At 66.9% G+C, this 16,165-nt stretch carries 17 protein-coding genes and 1 pseudogene; 7 read left to right on the top strand and 11 right to left on the bottom strand.

The genetic code is table 11. The features are described 5' to 3' along the window. Window positions 1-306: 306 nt before the first annotated feature. On the bottom strand, window positions 307-837 hold the full coding sequence (locus AB0H76_RS35050; RefSeq protein WP_357331372.1) for a TetR family transcriptional regulator C-terminal domain-containing protein: 531 nt from the start codon (window positions 835-837) through the stop codon (window positions 307-309). A gap of 179 nt (window positions 838-1,016) precedes the next feature. Here AB0H76_RS35050 and AB0H76_RS35045 point away from each other — a divergent pair, with 179 nt between their 5' ends. Beyond that, on the top strand, window positions 1,017-1,208 hold the full coding sequence (locus AB0H76_RS35045) for a hypothetical protein (protein ID WP_357331371.1): 192 nt from the start codon (window positions 1,017-1,019) through the stop codon (window positions 1,206-1,208). A gap of 184 nt (window positions 1,209-1,392) precedes the next feature. Here AB0H76_RS35045 and AB0H76_RS35040 read toward each other — a convergent pair whose 3' ends face one another. Further along, a complete protein-coding gene (locus AB0H76_RS35040) occupies window positions 1,393-1,686 on the bottom strand; it encodes a hypothetical protein (RefSeq protein WP_357331370.1) in 294 nt (97 codons plus the stop codon). 195 nt (window positions 1,687-1,881) lie between these two features. On the opposite strand from AB0H76_RS35040, the gene AB0H76_RS35035 reads away from it, so the two are divergent. Then, window positions 1,882-2,091 carry a hypothetical protein gene (locus AB0H76_RS35035; RefSeq protein ID WP_357331369.1) on the top strand — a complete coding sequence of 70 codons (210 nt, stop codon included), beginning with the start codon at window positions 1,882-1,884 and terminating at the stop codon, window positions 2,089-2,091. Between the two features lie 15 nt (window positions 2,092-2,106). On the opposite strand, the gene AB0H76_RS35030 is transcribed toward AB0H76_RS35035, so the two are convergent. Further along, entirely contained in the window at window positions 2,107-2,736 is a 630-nt protein-coding gene (locus AB0H76_RS35030; RefSeq protein ID WP_357331368.1) for a TetR/AcrR family transcriptional regulator, read from the bottom strand. A 64-nt stretch (window positions 2,737-2,800) separates the two neighbouring features. On the opposite strand from AB0H76_RS35030, the gene AB0H76_RS35025 reads away from it, so the two are divergent. Then, window positions 2,801-3,562: an enoyl-CoA hydratase/isomerase family protein gene (locus AB0H76_RS35025; RefSeq protein ID WP_357331367.1), complete on the top strand. Its 762-nt coding sequence runs from the start codon at window positions 2,801-2,803 to the stop codon at window positions 3,560-3,562. 31 nt (window positions 3,563-3,593) lie between these two features. On the opposite strand, the pseudogene tal reads toward AB0H76_RS35025, so the two are convergent. The 5 genes and pseudogenes from tal to AB0H76_RS35000 all read right to left on the bottom strand — a co-directional run bounded on the left by tal (window position 3,594) and on the right by AB0H76_RS35000 (window position 9,325). Next, window positions 3,594-4,693: pseudogene (tal, locus tag AB0H76_RS35020) on the bottom strand (transaldolase). After that, window positions 4,680-6,830, bottom strand: coding sequence for a transketolase (gene tkt, locus AB0H76_RS35015; RefSeq protein ID WP_357331366.1), 2,151 nt, complete (start codon window positions 6,828-6,830; stop codon window positions 4,680-4,682). Before tkt ends, tal begins: the two are co-directional and overlap by 14 nt. A 136-nt stretch (window positions 6,831-6,966) precedes the next feature. Further along, complete coding sequence (locus AB0H76_RS35010) at window positions 6,967-7,473, bottom strand: DUF4383 domain-containing protein (RefSeq protein ID WP_357331365.1); 507 nt, start codon at window positions 7,471-7,473, stop codon at window positions 6,967-6,969. 32 nt (window positions 7,474-7,505) lie between these two features. Further along, window positions 7,506-8,471 (bottom strand): ferritin-like domain-containing protein, encoded by a 966-nt coding sequence (locus AB0H76_RS35005; protein ID WP_357331364.1) that lies wholly within the window; start codon window positions 8,469-8,471, stop codon window positions 7,506-7,508. 119 nt (window positions 8,472-8,590) lie between these two features. After that, window positions 8,591-9,325, bottom strand: coding sequence for an RNA polymerase sigma factor SigF (locus AB0H76_RS35000; RefSeq protein WP_357331476.1), 735 nt, complete (start codon window positions 9,323-9,325; stop codon window positions 8,591-8,593). Between the two features lie 352 nt (window positions 9,326-9,677). On the opposite strand from AB0H76_RS35000, the gene AB0H76_RS34995 reads away from it, so the two are divergent. The 3 genes from AB0H76_RS34995 to AB0H76_RS34985 all read left to right on the top strand — a co-directional run bounded on the left by AB0H76_RS34995 (window position 9,678) and on the right by AB0H76_RS34985 (window position 11,750). Then, window positions 9,678-10,499, top strand: a complete 822-nt coding sequence (locus tag AB0H76_RS34995) for a GAF and ANTAR domain-containing protein (RefSeq protein WP_357331363.1) — start codon at window positions 9,678-9,680, stop codon at window positions 10,497-10,499. A gap of 52 nt (window positions 10,500-10,551) precedes the next feature. Next, entirely contained in the window at window positions 10,552-11,313 is a 762-nt protein-coding gene (locus tag AB0H76_RS34990) for a GAF and ANTAR domain-containing protein (RefSeq protein WP_357331362.1), read from the top strand. Window positions 11,314-11,411: 98 nt separating this feature from the next. Next, window positions 11,412-11,750 (top strand): hypothetical protein, encoded by a 339-nt coding sequence (locus AB0H76_RS34985; protein ID WP_357331361.1) that lies wholly within the window; start codon window positions 11,412-11,414, stop codon window positions 11,748-11,750. 74 nt (window positions 11,751-11,824) lie between these two features. On the opposite strand, the gene trpA is transcribed toward AB0H76_RS34985, so the two are convergent. After that, window positions 11,825-12,622 (bottom strand): tryptophan synthase subunit alpha, encoded by a 798-nt coding sequence (trpA, locus tag AB0H76_RS34980; protein WP_357331475.1) that lies wholly within the window; start codon window positions 12,620-12,622, stop codon window positions 11,825-11,827. An 8-nt stretch (window positions 12,623-12,630) separates the two neighbouring features. Then, a complete protein-coding gene (gene trpB, locus AB0H76_RS34975; RefSeq protein WP_357331360.1) occupies window positions 12,631-13,881 on the bottom strand; it encodes a tryptophan synthase subunit beta in 1,251 nt (416 codons plus the stop codon). A gap of 334 nt (window positions 13,882-14,215) precedes the next feature. Here trpB and AB0H76_RS34970 point away from each other — a divergent pair, with 334 nt between their 5' ends. Beyond that, window positions 14,216-14,851: a LysE family translocator gene (locus AB0H76_RS34970; RefSeq protein WP_357331359.1), complete on the top strand. Its 636-nt coding sequence runs from the start codon at window positions 14,216-14,218 to the stop codon at window positions 14,849-14,851. A 323-nt stretch (window positions 14,852-15,174) separates the two neighbouring features. On the opposite strand, the gene AB0H76_RS34965 is transcribed toward AB0H76_RS34970, so the two are convergent. Continuing rightward, entirely contained in the window at window positions 15,175-16,125 is a 951-nt protein-coding gene (locus tag AB0H76_RS34965) for a helix-turn-helix domain-containing protein (protein ID WP_357331358.1), read from the bottom strand. Between the last annotated feature and the right edge of the window lie 40 nt (window positions 16,126-16,165).

Here is a 16,165-nt window from a genome sequence, read left to right as displayed (position 1 = left end):
CGCAGGCTCATCGGGGTGCGTACGTCGGCCGGCGCCGCGACCCGCGAGATCGCGCGCTCTGTGGCAGATGGGGACGTTCCCGAAGCAGTCGGTGATGCGCCGATTGAGCTCGGCCAACGCCTTCCGGCGCTCGGTCGGATCCACGATCTCCGGCATGCGGAAATACCGCGCGTTCGCCGGTGCGCCTCAGCGGCATAGTCGCTCACTCGCCCTACTGAAATCAGCTGAGGCGAGCGTGATTCCGAGCGTCTTCGCTGACGCGTGGTCCCTCCACCGCGAGACCCCGGGCAGCCCTGCCCCCGGGCATCAACCGCTCACAAATGAATCCAGCCTAGTGAAAACTATGTGTTCGGCTTGATCCGCTGCGATGTTGCCGGTCAGGGTCAGTCCGGCCAGGCCCGTGGACAGCGCGAGGAGTTCGCGCGCAGCCACGGCAACGTCGAGATCGGTTGCGACCCCGCGGCCCAGAAGAAGTGCGATCAGGTCGATCAGCCCGTCGTAGCCCTGGGTCACCTCGACGGCCAGACTCGGGCGCGGCAGCGCGTGTGTCTCGAACGCCTGCATGATTCGGAACAGGCGGCGGTCTTCGGCTGTTCGCGGAATTGTCTCGGCAAGTATCGCGCGCAGCACCGAGATCGGGTCGTCGGTGCCCGCTGCCGCGACTTGCGCTCGCACTCGGCTGCCGCCGACCTCGGCGATGCTGGTGAACGCTGCCGCGAGCAGATCGTCCTTGGTGGGAAAGTAGTGCTGGACTCGGCCGAGGGACACGCCGGCCTGCTGGGCGACGTTCCGGATGCTCATCCCTTCGACGCCTTCGGTATCCACGATCGTGAACACCGCCTCCAGGATTGACTGCCGTCGCTCGTCGTGCGCAACACCCACACCGCGCACTACCGCGCCCCTACCGCTCACCGCCCCACCTCTCCATGTCGATCGTATTGGTTTGACTCCAGTCAACAGCAAGGCTACTCTGGCACCATCAAATCAATACGATTGTATCGATAAGGGGAGAGTTGATGCTCGAAACACTGGGGTTGCTGCTGCTCATTCAGGGCGTCGGCGGGCTGATCAACAACTTCGCCGGGGGCTCGCGGAGTTGGTTCGCACTGAACTATCTCGACCTCCCGGACTGGGCGCGGCTTCTCGGCTACCTGATCCTGATCGCCCTCGGCGCTGCGATTCTGCTGTGGCGCAAAGCTTTCCACTGACTCGCGTCAGTACGATCTTGCCGACCCGCCTGGTGCCGCGGCGTGACCGCTGCTGTCAGCGCACACAGCGGCATTGTCGCGCACTCGAGTAGGCGCTTTCGGGCGGCGCCCGGCGAGTCCGCCAACGCGTTGTTCCTGGCGGGCGATGCCCAAGCGTTGCGAAAATCGTGAGCCAGGTGGACGTTCAGCGGCGAAGATCCCCGCCGTCGACAAGGACTACGACAGTGCCGGTCGGTGATTGCCATTGCTGGAACCGACCGAGCGCACGACGCGACAGGGTCATGCCCCGGGCGAGCGCGCTTTTACGTTCGCGGTCCGTTAACCAGGTGACGTCTGTGCATCCGTCACCGCACGGGTCGATGGCGATCAGCGCGCCGGCCGCGACCAGTTCGGCGGCCCGAGCTTTCGTCAACGGCTCCGTGACCGGGTAGAAAATTTCACCGTTCGGCGAGATCAAGCGCGGATGCGATGAGGTCACACAGGAGAGCGTATTACCAGGTGAGACTGATCGGGCGATCCCACTCGCCGGACGCGTTGGTTGGGCATGGCTCCATTCCCCGTTCGCACCGCAACCGCCGCCGGCGACGTACCTCGGCTGGGCACAGCCAGTGATTATGATCTCTGGCAGCCTGTTCGATGAAACATCAACTACCGATGAGCCGATTCGCCCACCATGGAGTCCAAGCACCGCCGTGAGTACGTCATGTACGCCGATCACACACCTGCCATAGCGTTGCTGATCGGGGTTCTCGTGCTCACCACCCTCGTGGTGATAGTCCTTCGGCGCCGCGGCAAGTCCTGGCTCGTGGTGGTGCTCGGTGGTGCGGCCGCGGCGGTCATCGGCTACATCGTGGGCCTGGAGGCGATCTTTCTGCTGTGGTGAAGACCCATTGCGCACTCACTTCGGCGTAAGCGAGTACCCGTTCGGCAGAGCGAAAGCCGCCAGCACGTATTCGCGGCAGGCCTTCCATTCCCGATCGCGATCGCGACCCGGCTGCAGGCAATCCCGCATCGCGAGACCACGAATCGTCGCGAACGCCATCTTCACCAGGTCAGCCACATCGGCACGATCGGAGTATCGCGCGGGAAGCCGGCGGACCACCTGTGCCAGCTCGTGATCGATCCGCTGTTCGACACCGACAAGCAGCTCGCACAACTCCGGATCGGTCCGCGCGGCGACCCACAAATCCAAGGCCGCGTGATACAGCGGGCCCGAATGCAACTCCCACACCACATCGAGCAACGCCGTCAGCTCGATCTCCCCGCCCGTGCGCGTGCGGACATCGTCGACGCGTAGATCGGCAAGACGTTCGATCGCCGCGGCGACCAGTACCGTGCGCGTCTTGAAATGATGCAGATGTGCGCCGACCGACAAGCCGGCACGTTCGGTGACCTGAGCCAAAGTCAATCGGGCATAGCCGGATTCGACCAGGCACTCGATCGTCGCATCCAGCAACGCGGCTCTCGTTTCGTCCCGGCGCTGCTGCTGCGTGCGCCGCTGTGCGCGGCCCGCCGACACCTCACTCATCACACAAACAATACACACGTAATATACATTGCGTTACTAACGTAACTTTAGTTACGCTGACTTCATGCCCTCGATCCGCGTCCAGTACCCCACCCGGGCCATCGCTACCGTCACTCTCGATCGCCCCGAATCACTCAACGCGATAGACGCCGGGATGGCCGAGCAGATGGGCGCCGCGTTCACCGAACTCGCGTCGAACGAACAGCTCTCGGTTGTCATCGTGACGGGCGCCGGGCGCGGATTCTGTTCCGGTGCGGACCTTTCCAGCGCCGGGGGTCTCACCGATCACTCTGGATCACAGATCATGGCGCAAGCCGCGGCGGCACTACTCCCCCTGGCACGGATGCCTCAACTGACAGTCGCGGCCGTCGACGGGCCGGCCATCGGCGCGGGCTGGGGATTGGCAATGGCATGCGACCTCAGAATCGCCGGGCCCCGAGCGAAATTCGCCGCGACGTTCGTCCGAATGGCACTCGGGCCCGATTTCGGCCTCTCCTACACCCTGCCCCGAGCCATCGGCCGCGAACACGCCCTCGAACTCCTCGCCACCGGGCGAACCATCAACGCCGACACCGCATCTCGCCTCGGCATGATCTGCGCGATCGCCCCGGACCCGCTCATCGCGGCACTCGAACTAGCGACCACCATCGCCGAAGTTCCCACCCGCGCGATCCGGTCCCTCAAGCGAACCCTCGCCTCATCATCGAAGGCCGACCTCGATGTCGTCATCCGAGACATCGAAGCCCACGCCCAGACCGAACTGCTCGATCATCCCGACTTCCGCACCGACGCGACGGCGTGGATGACCCGCCACCACCCCGGTTGACGCGACCGCAAGACCATCCCGACCAGTCAGCTCATTTCTTGTCCGCCAGCTCCGAGCGAACCGAGTCGGTGAGCTCGTCCCACGAGTCGACGAACTTCTGGATGCCCTCCTCCTCGAGGACTTCGAAGACATCGTCCAGGTCGACCCCGGCGGCGGCCACCGCCTTCATGATGTGGGCCGCCTCGTCGTAGCTCCGCTGGATGGGTTTGCCCGGGTTGCCGTGCTCGGCATAGGCCTTCAGGGTCTTCTCGGGCATGGTGTTGACCGTGTCCGGTGCGATGAGCTCGCCGATGTAGAGCGTGTCGGGGTAGTTCTGGTTCTTCACACCGGTCGAGGCCCACAGCGGGCGTTGTGTCTGTGCGCCGTGCGCTTCCAGCTCGCGCCACCGGCTGGAGGAGAAGACCTCCTCGTACACCTGGTATGCCAGTTGGGCATTCGCCACCGCGGCCTTGCCCTGGAGGGCGGGGTCCGCGCCGGCCGCTTCGAGGCGCTTGTCGATTTCGGTGTCCACGCGGGAGATGAAGAACGAGGCCACCGACTCGATCCCGGCCAGGGCTCCGCCGTCGCGCACGCGCTGTTCGAGTCCGGACAGATAGGCGTCGATGACTGCCCGGTACCGCTGCGGGCTGAAGATGAGGGTGACGTTGACGCTGATGCCGCGGGCGATGGAGTGGTGATCGCTGCCAGGCCTTCGCGCGTCGCCGGGATCTTGATGAACAGGTTGGGCCGGTCGACCAGCCACCACAGATGCGCCGCCTCGGCGGCGGTGGCGTCGGTGTCGCGCGCCACCCCGGGCGACACTTCCAGCGAGACCCGGCCGTCGCGGCCGGTGCGCTGTGCCACCGGGGCGAGCAGGTCGCAGGCGTCACGGACGTCGGCGGCGGTGATCGTCCGCAGCGCCTCCCCCACGCTGATCGCGCGGATGGCCATCGCGTGCACCTGGTCGTCGTAGGCGTCCGAGCCGCTGATCGCCGCGGCGAAGATGGTCGGATTCGTGGTGACGCCGACGACGGAGTGCTCGTCGATCAGGGGCTGCAGATTCCCACTGCGGATGCGGTCGCGTGAGAGGTCGTCGAGCCAGACGGCGACCCCGGCGGCCGACAGTTCGGCCAGCTTCTCATTCTGTGTCATAGCAATACCTTTCGAGATCGAGTGTCAGCGGTCGCCGGTCGGTGCGTGCAGGGCGCCGACGCTGTCCGGGCCGGTCGGGAGCGAGCGGCGGCGCCCCGGCCGCGGCCAGGCTGTCGCGGGCCGCGTCGACGACCGCGGCGGCGGTGAGCCCGAATTGCTCGTAGAGCACGGTGTAGGCAGCGCTCGCGCCGAAGTGATCCAGCCCGACGATCCGGCCGGCATCGCCGACGAATTCGCGCCAGCCCATGGAGATTCCGGCTTCGACGCTCACCCGGGCACGCACCGTGGGCGGCAGTACCCGCTCGCGGTAGGCGCGATCCTGGTCGGCGAACCATTCCCAGCACGGCAGGGACACGACCCGGGTCGGAATTCCGTCGGCCTGCAACACTTCTCGGGCGGCGACGGCGATCTGCACCTCGGAGCCGGTGCCGATCAGGATGACCTCGGGGGCGCCGCCGGTGGCTTCGGCCAGCACGTAACCGCCCCGGGCGGTCCCCTCGGCGGATCCGAACTCCGAGCGGTCGAAGATCGGCAGGTGCTGCCGGGACAGCGCGAGTCCGGCCGGGCGGTCGCTGTGTTCGAGGATGGTGCGCCACGCGACGGCGGTCTCGTTGGCGTCGGCCGGGCGGACGAAGTCCAGACCGGGAATGGCCCGCAGCGCGGCGTGATGCTCGATCGGCTGGTGGGTGGGACCGTCCTCGCCCAGGCCGATGGAATCGTGGGTCCACACGTAGGTGACCGGTAGCTGCATGAGCGCGGCCAGTCGCACCGCCCCGCGCATGTAGTCGGAGAAGGTGAGAAACGTGCCGCCGTACACGCGAGTGCCGCCGTGCTGCGCGATGCCGTTCATGATCGCGCCCATGGCGTGCTCGCGGACGCCGAAATGCAGCGTGCGCCCGTACGGGCCGCCCGACCACCTCTTGGTCTGGCGGTCCGCGGGCAGGAACGAGGGCGCTCCCTCGACCGCGGTGTTGTTGCTCTCGGCCAGGTCGGCCGACCCGCCCCACAGTTCCGGCAGAACCGGGTAGAGACCGGCGAGGACCTCGCCGGAGGCCTTGCGGGTGGCCATACCCTTCGGGTCGGCGCCCCAGCTCGGCAGGTGCTCGGCCCAGCCTTTCGGCAGCGTGCGAGTCGACATCCGCTCCAGCAGCTCGGCGCCATCCGGGCTTCCGGCCCGCCAGGCGTCGAAATGCTGCTGCCACAACTCGTGAATCTTGTTGCCCCGCTTGGTTATCGTTCGGGCGTGGGCGAGGACGTCCGGGGCGATGTCGAAGGTCTTGTCCGGGTCGAATCCGAGGAGCGACTTGGTCGCTCGGACTTCGTCCTCGCCGAGTGCCGATCCGTGGGCCGCGCCGGTGTTCTGCTTGTTCGGCGCGGGCCAGCCGATGATCGTTCGCAGCACGATCAGTGACGGAACGGCGGTCTCGGCTCGCGCGGCGGCCAGCGCGCGGTCGACCGCGACGAGATCCTCCCCGTCCTCGACGTGCTGCACGTGCCAGCCGTAGGCCTCGTACCGCCGGCCGACGTCCTCGGTGAAGGCGATGTCGGTGTCGTCCTCGATCGAGATCTGGTTGGCGTCGTAGATCAGGACCAGATTCCCCAGCTGCTGGGTTCCGGCCAGCGATGACGCCTCACCGCTGACCCCCTCCTCGAGGTCACCGTCGGAAGCGAACGCCCAGATCGTGTGGTCGAACACGCTCGCTCCCACGGCGGCGCCGGGATCCAGCAGTCCGCGCTCGCGGCGGGCCGCCATCGCCATGCCGACGGCATTGCCGACGCCCTGCCCCAGGGGGCCGGTGGTCGTTTCGACGCCCGGGGTGTGGTTGACCTCGGGGTGCCCCGGAGTGCGAGAGCCCCAGGTGCGCAACGCTTTCAGGTCGGCGAGCTCCAGCCCGTAGCCGGAGAGGAAGAGCTGGATGTAAAGAGTGAGACTCGAATGTCCCATCGACAGCACGAAGCGGTCGCGGCCGACCCAGTTCGGATCGCCCGGATCGTGGCGCAGCCACTTCTGGAACAGCAGGTAGGCGGTGGGAGCCATGCTCATCGCGGTGCCCGGGTGGCCGTTGCCGGCCTGCTGCACCGCGTCCATCGCCAGGACACGCGCGGTGTCGATCGCGCGGCGATCGAGCTCGCCCATGCTTTCGGGAAGGGTGGGACGCGGTTGAGCGGTTCTGGTCATCAGTACGGTGCTTCCCCTTGATATTCGGGTCGAAAGAGGGTGCCGACGCCGCGGCGGCCGTTGCTCCGCCGCGGCGTGGGGTTGCCCGCTCGGGTCAGCGGGGGTCGATGCGGTGCGACGGTCCGGCCACCGCGGACTCGGAGCCTCGGTTCGTCGCGACGCGCGACAGAATCACACCGAGTGCGACCATGCCAACGCCGAGTCCGAAGTGCAGCCAGTTGTCGGCGGTGTTGACGGGGATGAAGTTCGCGCCGCTGCTCTGGTCGATGACCAACCCGTACAGCCAGAGGATCAGATAGACCGCGCCGCCGCCGATCAGGAAGAGCCGCGAGGCATCGGCCCGGCGGGACGCGGCGATGCCGGCCGCGCCGAAGAGCAGATGCACCAGGTTGTGCAGTACCGAAACCTGGAACAGGCCCAGCAGTTTCGCGTCGGTGTGGTGCCCCGCGACGGTCAGGGTGTCGAATCCGGTCGTGATGCCGGGGATGAACCCCAGCACGCCGACCAGTAAGAAGACCGCACCGACGATCAGCGCCGCGATCTGCACGCGGGTGAGCGATCGCGCGCCCGGGCGGGCGGTGGGTTGCTGGTTGTAAGTCATTGTGATGTCATCTCTTTCGCAGTCGGGGACGGTCAGTTCAGGCCGATGATTTCTCGGGCGATCGCCGCCACTCGGGTCTGCGCGGCCGACACGACACCGGGCCGGCTCTTGTGCGCTTCCTCATAAGCGAGAACGGCGCGGACGTCCGCGGATTCGGTGAGTTCCTTGATCGCCGCGACCGCCTGGGTGACGTTCAGGTCCTCGTAGCCGCCGATGGGCAGCTCACCCGGGTCGAGAACTCCGGTCGCGGTGCGCCGCGAATGCAACGCCTCGGCGGTGGAGTCGGCGCCTTCGCGGCGGGTGACTCGCTCCGCGGTCTCGAGTGCGGAGTCGCGCGAGGCCGAGAGGGTTTTCGCGGCCACGTCGCCGGCGTGGGCGCCCCGGGCGAGCAGCGCGCCGAGCGCGGGCGGGGCGGAACGGACGGTGTCCAGCGCCCGGTCGATGCCGCGCGTGGACCAGGTCACGGGGATATTGGCCAGCTTCACCGCGGTCCCGGTCGCCGCCTGGAATGGGGTGCGGCGCAGCGCCGCCGGCCCGCCGAGTGCGTCCTCGGCCAGGACGGTGGTCAACCACTCCACGGTTGCCGTGTGCGCGGTGATCAACCGCTCGGCGACCGCCACGACATCGGCGTTCTGCACCGTGGTCGCGAGGGCCTTGATGTAGCGGGCGCGGTCGAGAATCTGGTTTTCCAGGGCGAGGTCGCCGAGCAAGGCTTCGTCGAAGGACTGGGCTTGCTCGCCGACCGCCTTGACCGCGGCGGCTGCCCGCCCGAAGAAGGGCCCGATCCATCCCGGAACGCCGCCCAGTTCGCGAATTGCGGTCCCGATGGCCTCGACTCGGCCGCGCGCGTTCTCGGCGTTCTCGGCCAGCTCTCGGCGCACCGCTTCGGTGCGGGCCTGCGCTATGCGCGTTTCGGCGATCCGGATTTCGGTATTGGTCAAATCGCGGATCGTGCGTAGCTGCGCAATCAAGGTGATGGTGGTGTTGCGTGTGCTCATGAAACCTTTTCCTTCGATCTCGATATCAGGTCGGCGCAACGCTGCACCACTGTTCGACTACCCCGCTCGAGGGTTCGAAACGTTGCGCCACAACGAGTTTCGAATTCTTCGAGCAACGATCAGTCGCAGGAAACTTGCTCGCGCAACGTATTCAGAGTTCTGGACAGGATGCGTGAGACCTGCATCTGGGAAATACCGATTTGTTCGGCGATCTCCGATTGGGTCCGGAATTCGAAGAACCGCAGGTTCAGCACGAGGCGGTCCCGATCGGGCAAGGCGGCAATCAGGGGCTTTACCGCCAGAAAATCCTCTACCAAGCCGAAGCGCGTATCTTCGGCACCGAGAAGATCGATCAATGATTGCGGCGCCCAGTCACTTTCGCTGCTGGTGCCCGCTTCGATCGGCGACGCCTGATAGGCGTTGCGGGCGATCAGCGCGTTGGTGATCTCGACCAGATCCACCTCGAGTTCCGCGGCGATTTCCCGGGCTCGGGGCGCGCGGCCGAGTCGATGTGTCAAGGCCTCGGTCGCCGGGCCGAGCAACTGCTGCAGGTCCTTGGTGCGCCGCGGCACTCGCACCGCCCAGGTGTGGTCGCGGAAGTGGCGGCGCACCTCCCCCATGATGGTCGGCACCGCGAAGGCGAGGAAGTTGGTCCCGTAGTTGGGGTCGAAGCGGTCGATCGAGTGCAGCAGCCCGAGGCGGGCAACCTGCAGGAGGTCGTCGAAGGTTTCCCCGCGACCGGCGAACTTCCTGGCGATGTGCTCGGCCAGGGGCAGGCACAGCCCGATGATGTGCTCGCGCAACACGGGCCGGCGCGGATCTCGTGATTCGAGGGCTGCCAGCTGGTCGAGCATCGGTTCGATGCCGTCGTAGCTGTCGCCGTTGCGATACTTGCGCGGCGATCGGTTGGGGCCGGGCCGAGTCCGGCGGACCGGAGGTGGCGAGGGCAACTCCCGCACAGAAATCGGGGAGGCGCTGGTGTTTCGTTGCTCGACAAGGAGCGGAAAACTCGATGTGCTGCCCATGGTGACACCTTTGGTCGGCGCGAAGTCGCGGTCGACTGCCAGGGTCAAGGACAGCAATAGTTGAACCAAGGGTAACAGGCACTGTCGCGGACAGCACCGGATTCAAGTCGTCCGCCGGGGGTATCACCGCGTCGGGCAGTACGCGCCGTCTCGGAGTTCGTCACCGTCACAGCGCCGGCGCGTGACCGCCCTTCTCGTCCAAGCGGAGAGATCGCGGGGGAACCGATGTACATCTCTGAAACGGCAGTACGCGCCGGCCAGTCTCCGCCTCGGGCGGCGCTGGCAGATGAGTAGAAACGATTCGATAAGCCGAGCTCGCGCGGCCTTGTTGTCCGCGTTGGGCCACAGCCGCGATGGCATGGACGCGATGGCCCGACTAGGCAGGATGTGTGTGGAGTTGCTGCCCATCGACGGCGCCTCGATCTCGCTGATCATTGATACCAACAATCGCGAAACACTGTATGCCAGTGACGAAGTGGTTGCGAGGATCGAAGCGGTGCAGTTCAGTCTCGGCGAAGGACCGTGTTTCGAGACCTTCACCACGCATCGCCCCGTGCTGGTCGCGGACCTGCAAACCGCGACTCGCCGCACCTGGCCGGTGTTCGCCGCCGAGATGATCGGTGAACCGGTCGGTGCGATCTTCGCGTTTCCCTTGCTCGCCGGCGCCGGCAGCCTCGGCGCGATGGATATGTACAGCGAGCGGGCCGGTTGGCTGTCCACCGTCGATGTCGCGATCGCCTTGCAGGTCGTGGATATCGTGACCCTCGCGTTGGTGGAGATGCAGATGAACGCGTGGGACGTGTCCCGATGGACCGACGTGCCGACCAATCGCGCCCAGGTGCACCAGGCGACCGGCATGCTCATCGCGGAACTCGGCGTCGCACCCGAGCACGCACTCGCGCGACTACGCGGCCACGCCTTCGCCGCGGGACGTCTGGTCGATGACGTCGCCGACGATCTCGTCGCCCGCCGTCTGCTCCCCGCTGACCTCGATCAATCGTGAGGCACTGACCACCCGAACGACCGCCCGATGCGCAAGGAAGGAGACAAACGCCATGTCCAACGCGCCGCTCTCGACCGGAGAACGAGAAGACCGACTGCTGGATGCCTTTGTCCAGCTGGCAGACACCCTGGTCGACGACTACGACATGGTCGATGTGCTGCACGAGCTCGTTTCCCACTGTGTACGGCTCCTCGACGCCGCCGCCGCCGGCATCGTCCTGTCCGATCAGCGTGGAAATCTGCAGGTGCTGGCCACCTCGACCGAACAGACCCGGATGCTCGAGCTCTATCAGCTCCAGACCAGCGAAGACCCGTGCTGGGATTGCGTGCATACCGGTGAGCCGGTTTCGGTCGCCGACCTCGGCACCGAGGTGGAACGCTGGCCGCTGTTCGCCGGCCGCGCCCTGGATGATGGTTTCGCCGCGGTGCACGCGATACCGATGCGACTGCGCCGCGAGACCATCGGTGCGCTGAACCTGTTCAGTCGTGAACCGGGTCCCATGCCCGAGAACGACCTGCGGGTCGCGCGGGCGCTCGCCGATACCGCGACCATCGGGATCCTGCAGGAGCGGGCCATCCATCGCGGGGAAGTGCTGACCGAGCAACTTCAGGTCGCGCTGAGCAACCGCATCATCATCGAGCAGGCAAAAGGCGTACTCGCACACGCCGACAACCTCGATATGGACGATGCGTTCCAGGTCCTGCGGTCCTTCGGGCGGCGCCGTAGCGCGCGGCTTTCCGATGTCTCCCGGCTGCTGGTCACCGGCGCGATCACTGCCCGCACGGTGCTCGACGAGCAGAACCTGCCCATGTGATTCGAAGACCGGGGTTCGGACGCCCGGAACCGGGTAGCCGGGTCATTACCTCAGCTTTTCTCACCAGCGGCAGGAGGTGGCCGAGAATGGTTGGACTCATGATCCGAAAGAAAGTAACCGTCTCCGACGACGACTCCACGAACTATGTCGAGAAGCAGCCCGCCAGCTGGGCCTGGCAGCTCGGCATCATTCCGGTCTCGCTACTGCTGCTGGGCTGCGTCACCGCGGCCGCGACGATCGCCGCCCTCGCGGGCGGCTTCAACGGCTGGAGCTGGATTGCGGGGATCGTTACCGTGGCCGTATTCGCCGCGGCTGGTTGTGCGTTCGCGATCGGCAACCGGCGCAACAAGGGCCCGCATACCGAGGTGTACAGCCCCGACAACCCCGCGGCTCTGCAAGACCGCGACCGCACCGACAACCAATCCCACCGACTGTAGAAATTACGCGGGTCGAGCGGCACAGGATGTGCGGAAATCGCCTCGGATTCCGGCCGGCCTGTGCCGCTCGACGGTCACCTCCGCACTGCGGTCGCGAGCGAGCTCGTCAAGGCCTGCACTGCCGCGCGAGCGCCCGGCTCGTCCGGAGCGTCGAGGACGGCCTGCACCAGCGCCGAGCCGACGATGACCCCGTCGGCGAAACCCGCGACGGCGGCCGCTTGGGCTCCGCTGGAGATCCCGATGCCCACGCAGACCGGTAGATCGGTTGTCGCGCGCGTGCGTTCGACGAGGATTCCGGCGGCCTCGCCGATCGATCCGCCAGCACCCGTCACGCCCATCAGCGCGGCGGCGTACACGAATCCGGTAGCGGCGGCGGTGATCTCATGGAGTCGCTCGGTGCCGGTGCTGGGCGCGACCACGAAAACGGAAGCCAAACCGTGCGCCGCCGCCTGTTCCCGCCACTGGGCGGATTCCTGGACCGGCAGGTCGGGCAGGACGCAACCGGCCGCGCCCGCCTCGGCGAGCTCGCGGGCGAATCGCTGGATCCCGTAGCGCGAGAACGGGTTCCAGTAGGTCATCACCAGGACGGGTTTTCCGGTGGCCCGGTGCACTTCGGCGACGGTGCGCAGCACATCCTTGATCCGGGTGCCGCCGCGCAGGGCGATGTCGGCGGCGGTCTGGATGACCGGGCCGTCCAGGATCGGATCACTGTGCGGGAGGCCGACTTCGAGAATATCGGCTCCGGCGTCGAGGACCGCGCGCATGGCCGAGATGCCCGTCTCGACAGTGGGGAATCCGGCGGGCAGATAGGCGATGAGCGCGGAACGGCCCGCGCGTTTCGTCGCGGCCAGGGTTTCGTTCAGCAGTTCGATGTTCCCGCTCACTTGTTTCCCTCCGAAACGGTCGCGTCCTCGTCCGCGCCGAAGTAGCTGATCGCGGTGTCCATGTCCTTGTCGCCACGACCGGACAGGTTGACCAGTATCAGTCCGTCGGGGCCGAGCTCCCGGCCGAGCTCGAGCGCTCCGGCCAGGGCATGGGCGCTTTCGATCGCGGGAATGATGCCCTCGGTCGCGGACAGCAGCCGGAAGGCCCGCATCGCGGCCGCATCGGTGATCGGGCGGTACTCACCGCGGCCGCTGTCGTGCAGGAACGCGTGTTCGGGGCCGGTCCCCGGATAGTCCAGTCCGGCCGAGATGGAGCACGCCTCGGTGATCTGCCCTTCGTCGTCTTGCAGGACGTAGGACCGGGACCCGTGCAGAATGCCGGGCTCACCGGCCGAGAGCGACGCCGCGTGCCGCCCGGTATCGATCCCGTGCCCGGCGGCTTCGCACCCGAGCAGCCGCACTTCCTCGTCGTCCAGGAACGCGTGGAACAATCCGATCGCGTTCGACCCGCCGCCGACGCAGGCGACGGCCGCGTCCGGCAGTCGCCCGGTGCGTTCCAGGATCTGGCGGCGAGCTTCGACGCCGATGACCCGCTGGAAATCGCGGATCATCGCCGGGAACGGATGCGGCCCGGCGACCGTCCCGAAGATGTAGTGCGTGTTGTCCACGTTCGCCACCCAGTCCCGGAACGTCTCGTTGATGGCGTCCTTGAGGGTGCGCGACCCGGACGTGACCGGAATGACCCGCGCTCCCAGCATTGTCATCCGGGCCACATTGAGCGCTTGCCGCCGCATGTCGACTTCGCCCATGTAGACGGCGCATTCGAGCCCGAACAGCGCGCAGGCGGTGGCTGTCGCCACCCCGTGTGAGCCCGCGCCGGTCTCCGCGATGACCCGCGGTTTGCCCATCCGCTTGGTGAGCAGTGCCTGCCCGAGCACATTGTTGATCTTGTGCGAGCCGGTGTGGTTCAGATCCTCCCGCTTGAGGAAAATCCTTGCCCCGCCCGCGTTTTCGGCGAACCGGGGCACCTCGGTCAAGGCGGTGGGCCGTCCCGCGTAGTGCACGAGCAACTGCTCGAGCTCGGCCACGAATTCCGGATCGCGGATTGCCTTTCGATATTCCGCGGCCACGTCCTCCACGGTGGCGACGAGCGCCTCCGGGATGAACTTGCCGCCGAAGTCGCCGAAATACCCTTCGGCGCTGGGGTTCTGCCGTTCTTGGGCAGGGATGAAGTACTCGCTGGTCATGGTCGACGTGCTCCTGAGCCGGAACCTACGTTCCGATGCGATGACAGGGGAAGGTCACGAGAACGCGTATCCGCGCAGCGAGGAACCCGGTCGTGATCGACCCGGAAAGCCCTCAGTTACCTCGCTCGACGCGCGACGCGCAAAGCCATCGCATCCCATTGACCTGGCCCGGCTCGGAGCCGATCACCCATCGCACCCGCCGCCCGTGCACCCGCCGCGCGGGAGCCCGGCAGCCACGCGGGCGGCAACCGGGAGCAAGGTGGACAGCGAGGGACACGCGCTCAACGCTAGCAGTCGGAGCCCGCACCGGGCACGGTCGACCTAGGCTGCGTAGATGGTCCCCGCTTCCCATCTCGTGGCCTTCACTCTCGCCGCGTTCGTTCTCATCGTGATTCCCGGTCCGAACGTGTTGTTCGCGATCGGAAGGGCGCTGGCGCATGGCCGCCGCGCGGCGTTGCTGTCGGTGCTCGGCGCCACGCTGGGATCGGCGGTGCCGTTGGTGGCTGTCGTGTTCGGTCTCGGCGCGATCCTGGCCGCGTCGGCGATCTTGTTCACCGTCGTCAAGATCGCCGGGGCCGCCTACCTGATGTATCTGGGCGTCATGGCGATTCGGCATCGAAAGCAGCTGGTCGGCGCGCTGCAATCGGGTCCCGGCGCGTCCGGCACGGGTCGCATGGTGCGGCAAGGGTTCGTTGTCGGAGCGACCAACCCCAAGACGATCGTGTTCTTCGGCGCGGTCTTGCCCCAGTTCGCGGCGCCCGAGGCCGGCAACCTGCCGTGGCAACTCCTGCTGCTCGGCGCGATCTGCCTGGGCATCCAGGTCCTGTCCGATACCAGCTGGGCCTTGCTCGCAGGCACTGCCCGTACCTGGTTCACGCGTTCACCGCGGCGGCTCGAGGCGGTCGGGAGCACCGGCGGGTTGATGATCATCGGGGTCGGCGCGAGTGTCGCGCTGAGCGGAAATCACTGAGCGGTGATGTTGCCCGCCCCGGGCACACGGGGCGGGCAACTGCCACATCGGACGCCCCGGAAACCGGTCCGTCCAATGCCGTATACGCCGAGACGACCGGGTCAAACCTGTTCCGGCGTGCTCGGATTCGACGCGCCGCTTTCGCGGAGCGGTCAGACCGTGTCGACGGCCGCGCGGATGAGGTCGGCGACGACTTCGGGCCGGGAGACGTAGATGGCGCACCCGGAACTGCCGGTCACATCGTCGGCGACCCCGGACCGCTCTGACGAGGACGACCGTGCACACGGTGCGGACGAGAGCGCATCATCCGTCGATCGTGTGGGTCAGCGATGCTCGGGGTGGCTTCCTCGCATCTCGCCGGGACTGACTCCGTAGGTCGCGCGGAAGGCCCGGGTGAAGCCGCTGAGGTCGCCGAATCCGTTGCGGTGCGCCAATGTCGCGATGCTCAGCTCGGCGAGTCGGTGATCGAGTAGTTCCGCGCGGACCCGCACCAGACGACGGCGGCGGATGTACAGGGCGACCGTCTCGTGCTCGGCCTGGAACAGCTTGTGCAGGTATCGGGTCGAAATGCTCACTGCCGCAGCTACTTCGGCCGGCGTCAACGCCGGATCCCGAAGGTGCTGTTCGATATAGTCCTTGATGCGCGTCATCAGGCTCCGCTGCGCGGCGTCGGCGTGGCCGGGTTCGCCGAGCAGGCACACCGCCAGATCGGTGGTGCGAGCCAGAATCTCCTCGGACTGGGATTCCCGCACCTCCGCGCCATGGCGAATCAGGTCCAGCACGAATCTGGCGACGACTCCGGACAATCCCTGCTGTCCCGACAGCGCTCTCGCGCTCACCACGCGACGCTCTCGATCGCTGAGCGGCACCGCGTCCGAAGGCACCGAGAGCACCGAGACCGACCACGGGCGACTGAAGGTCCAGGTGAACGGCCGCGCGTTCTCGTAGACGACCAGATCGCCCGAGGCGAGTTCGGCGATCCGGCCGTCCTGCTCGAGGGATGCCGCGCCGCGAGTGAGGACCGCGATCTGGAAGAACGCCGCGTCCGACTGCTGGATGCAACGCGGGGTTCGCCGATGACTGTGCGGGCCGGCGGTCAGCTCGGCGAACAGCATCCGCCCGCGGACGGTTCCCTCCAGTTGTGCCTTGGGACGCGGGGAACGATCCCAGTCGTGCAGGTTCACCGGCGCGAACGTCTCGCCCAGCACGTAATGCCAATAGTCTTCCCGCTCAGCGGATTCGACGTCATCGGTCGAGGCAACGAAATCGGGCACAGCTCCCGATTCTCCTCGTTGCCGCGCCGATGCGGCTGCA

The organism is Nocardia sp. NPDC050712 (assembly GCF_040654295.1).
Taxonomy (GTDB): domain Bacteria; phylum Actinomycetota; class Actinomycetes; order Mycobacteriales; family Mycobacteriaceae; genus Nocardia.
The sequence above is the reverse complement of the archived record's forward strand: the minus strand, read 5'-3'. Positions and strand labels throughout refer to the sequence as shown.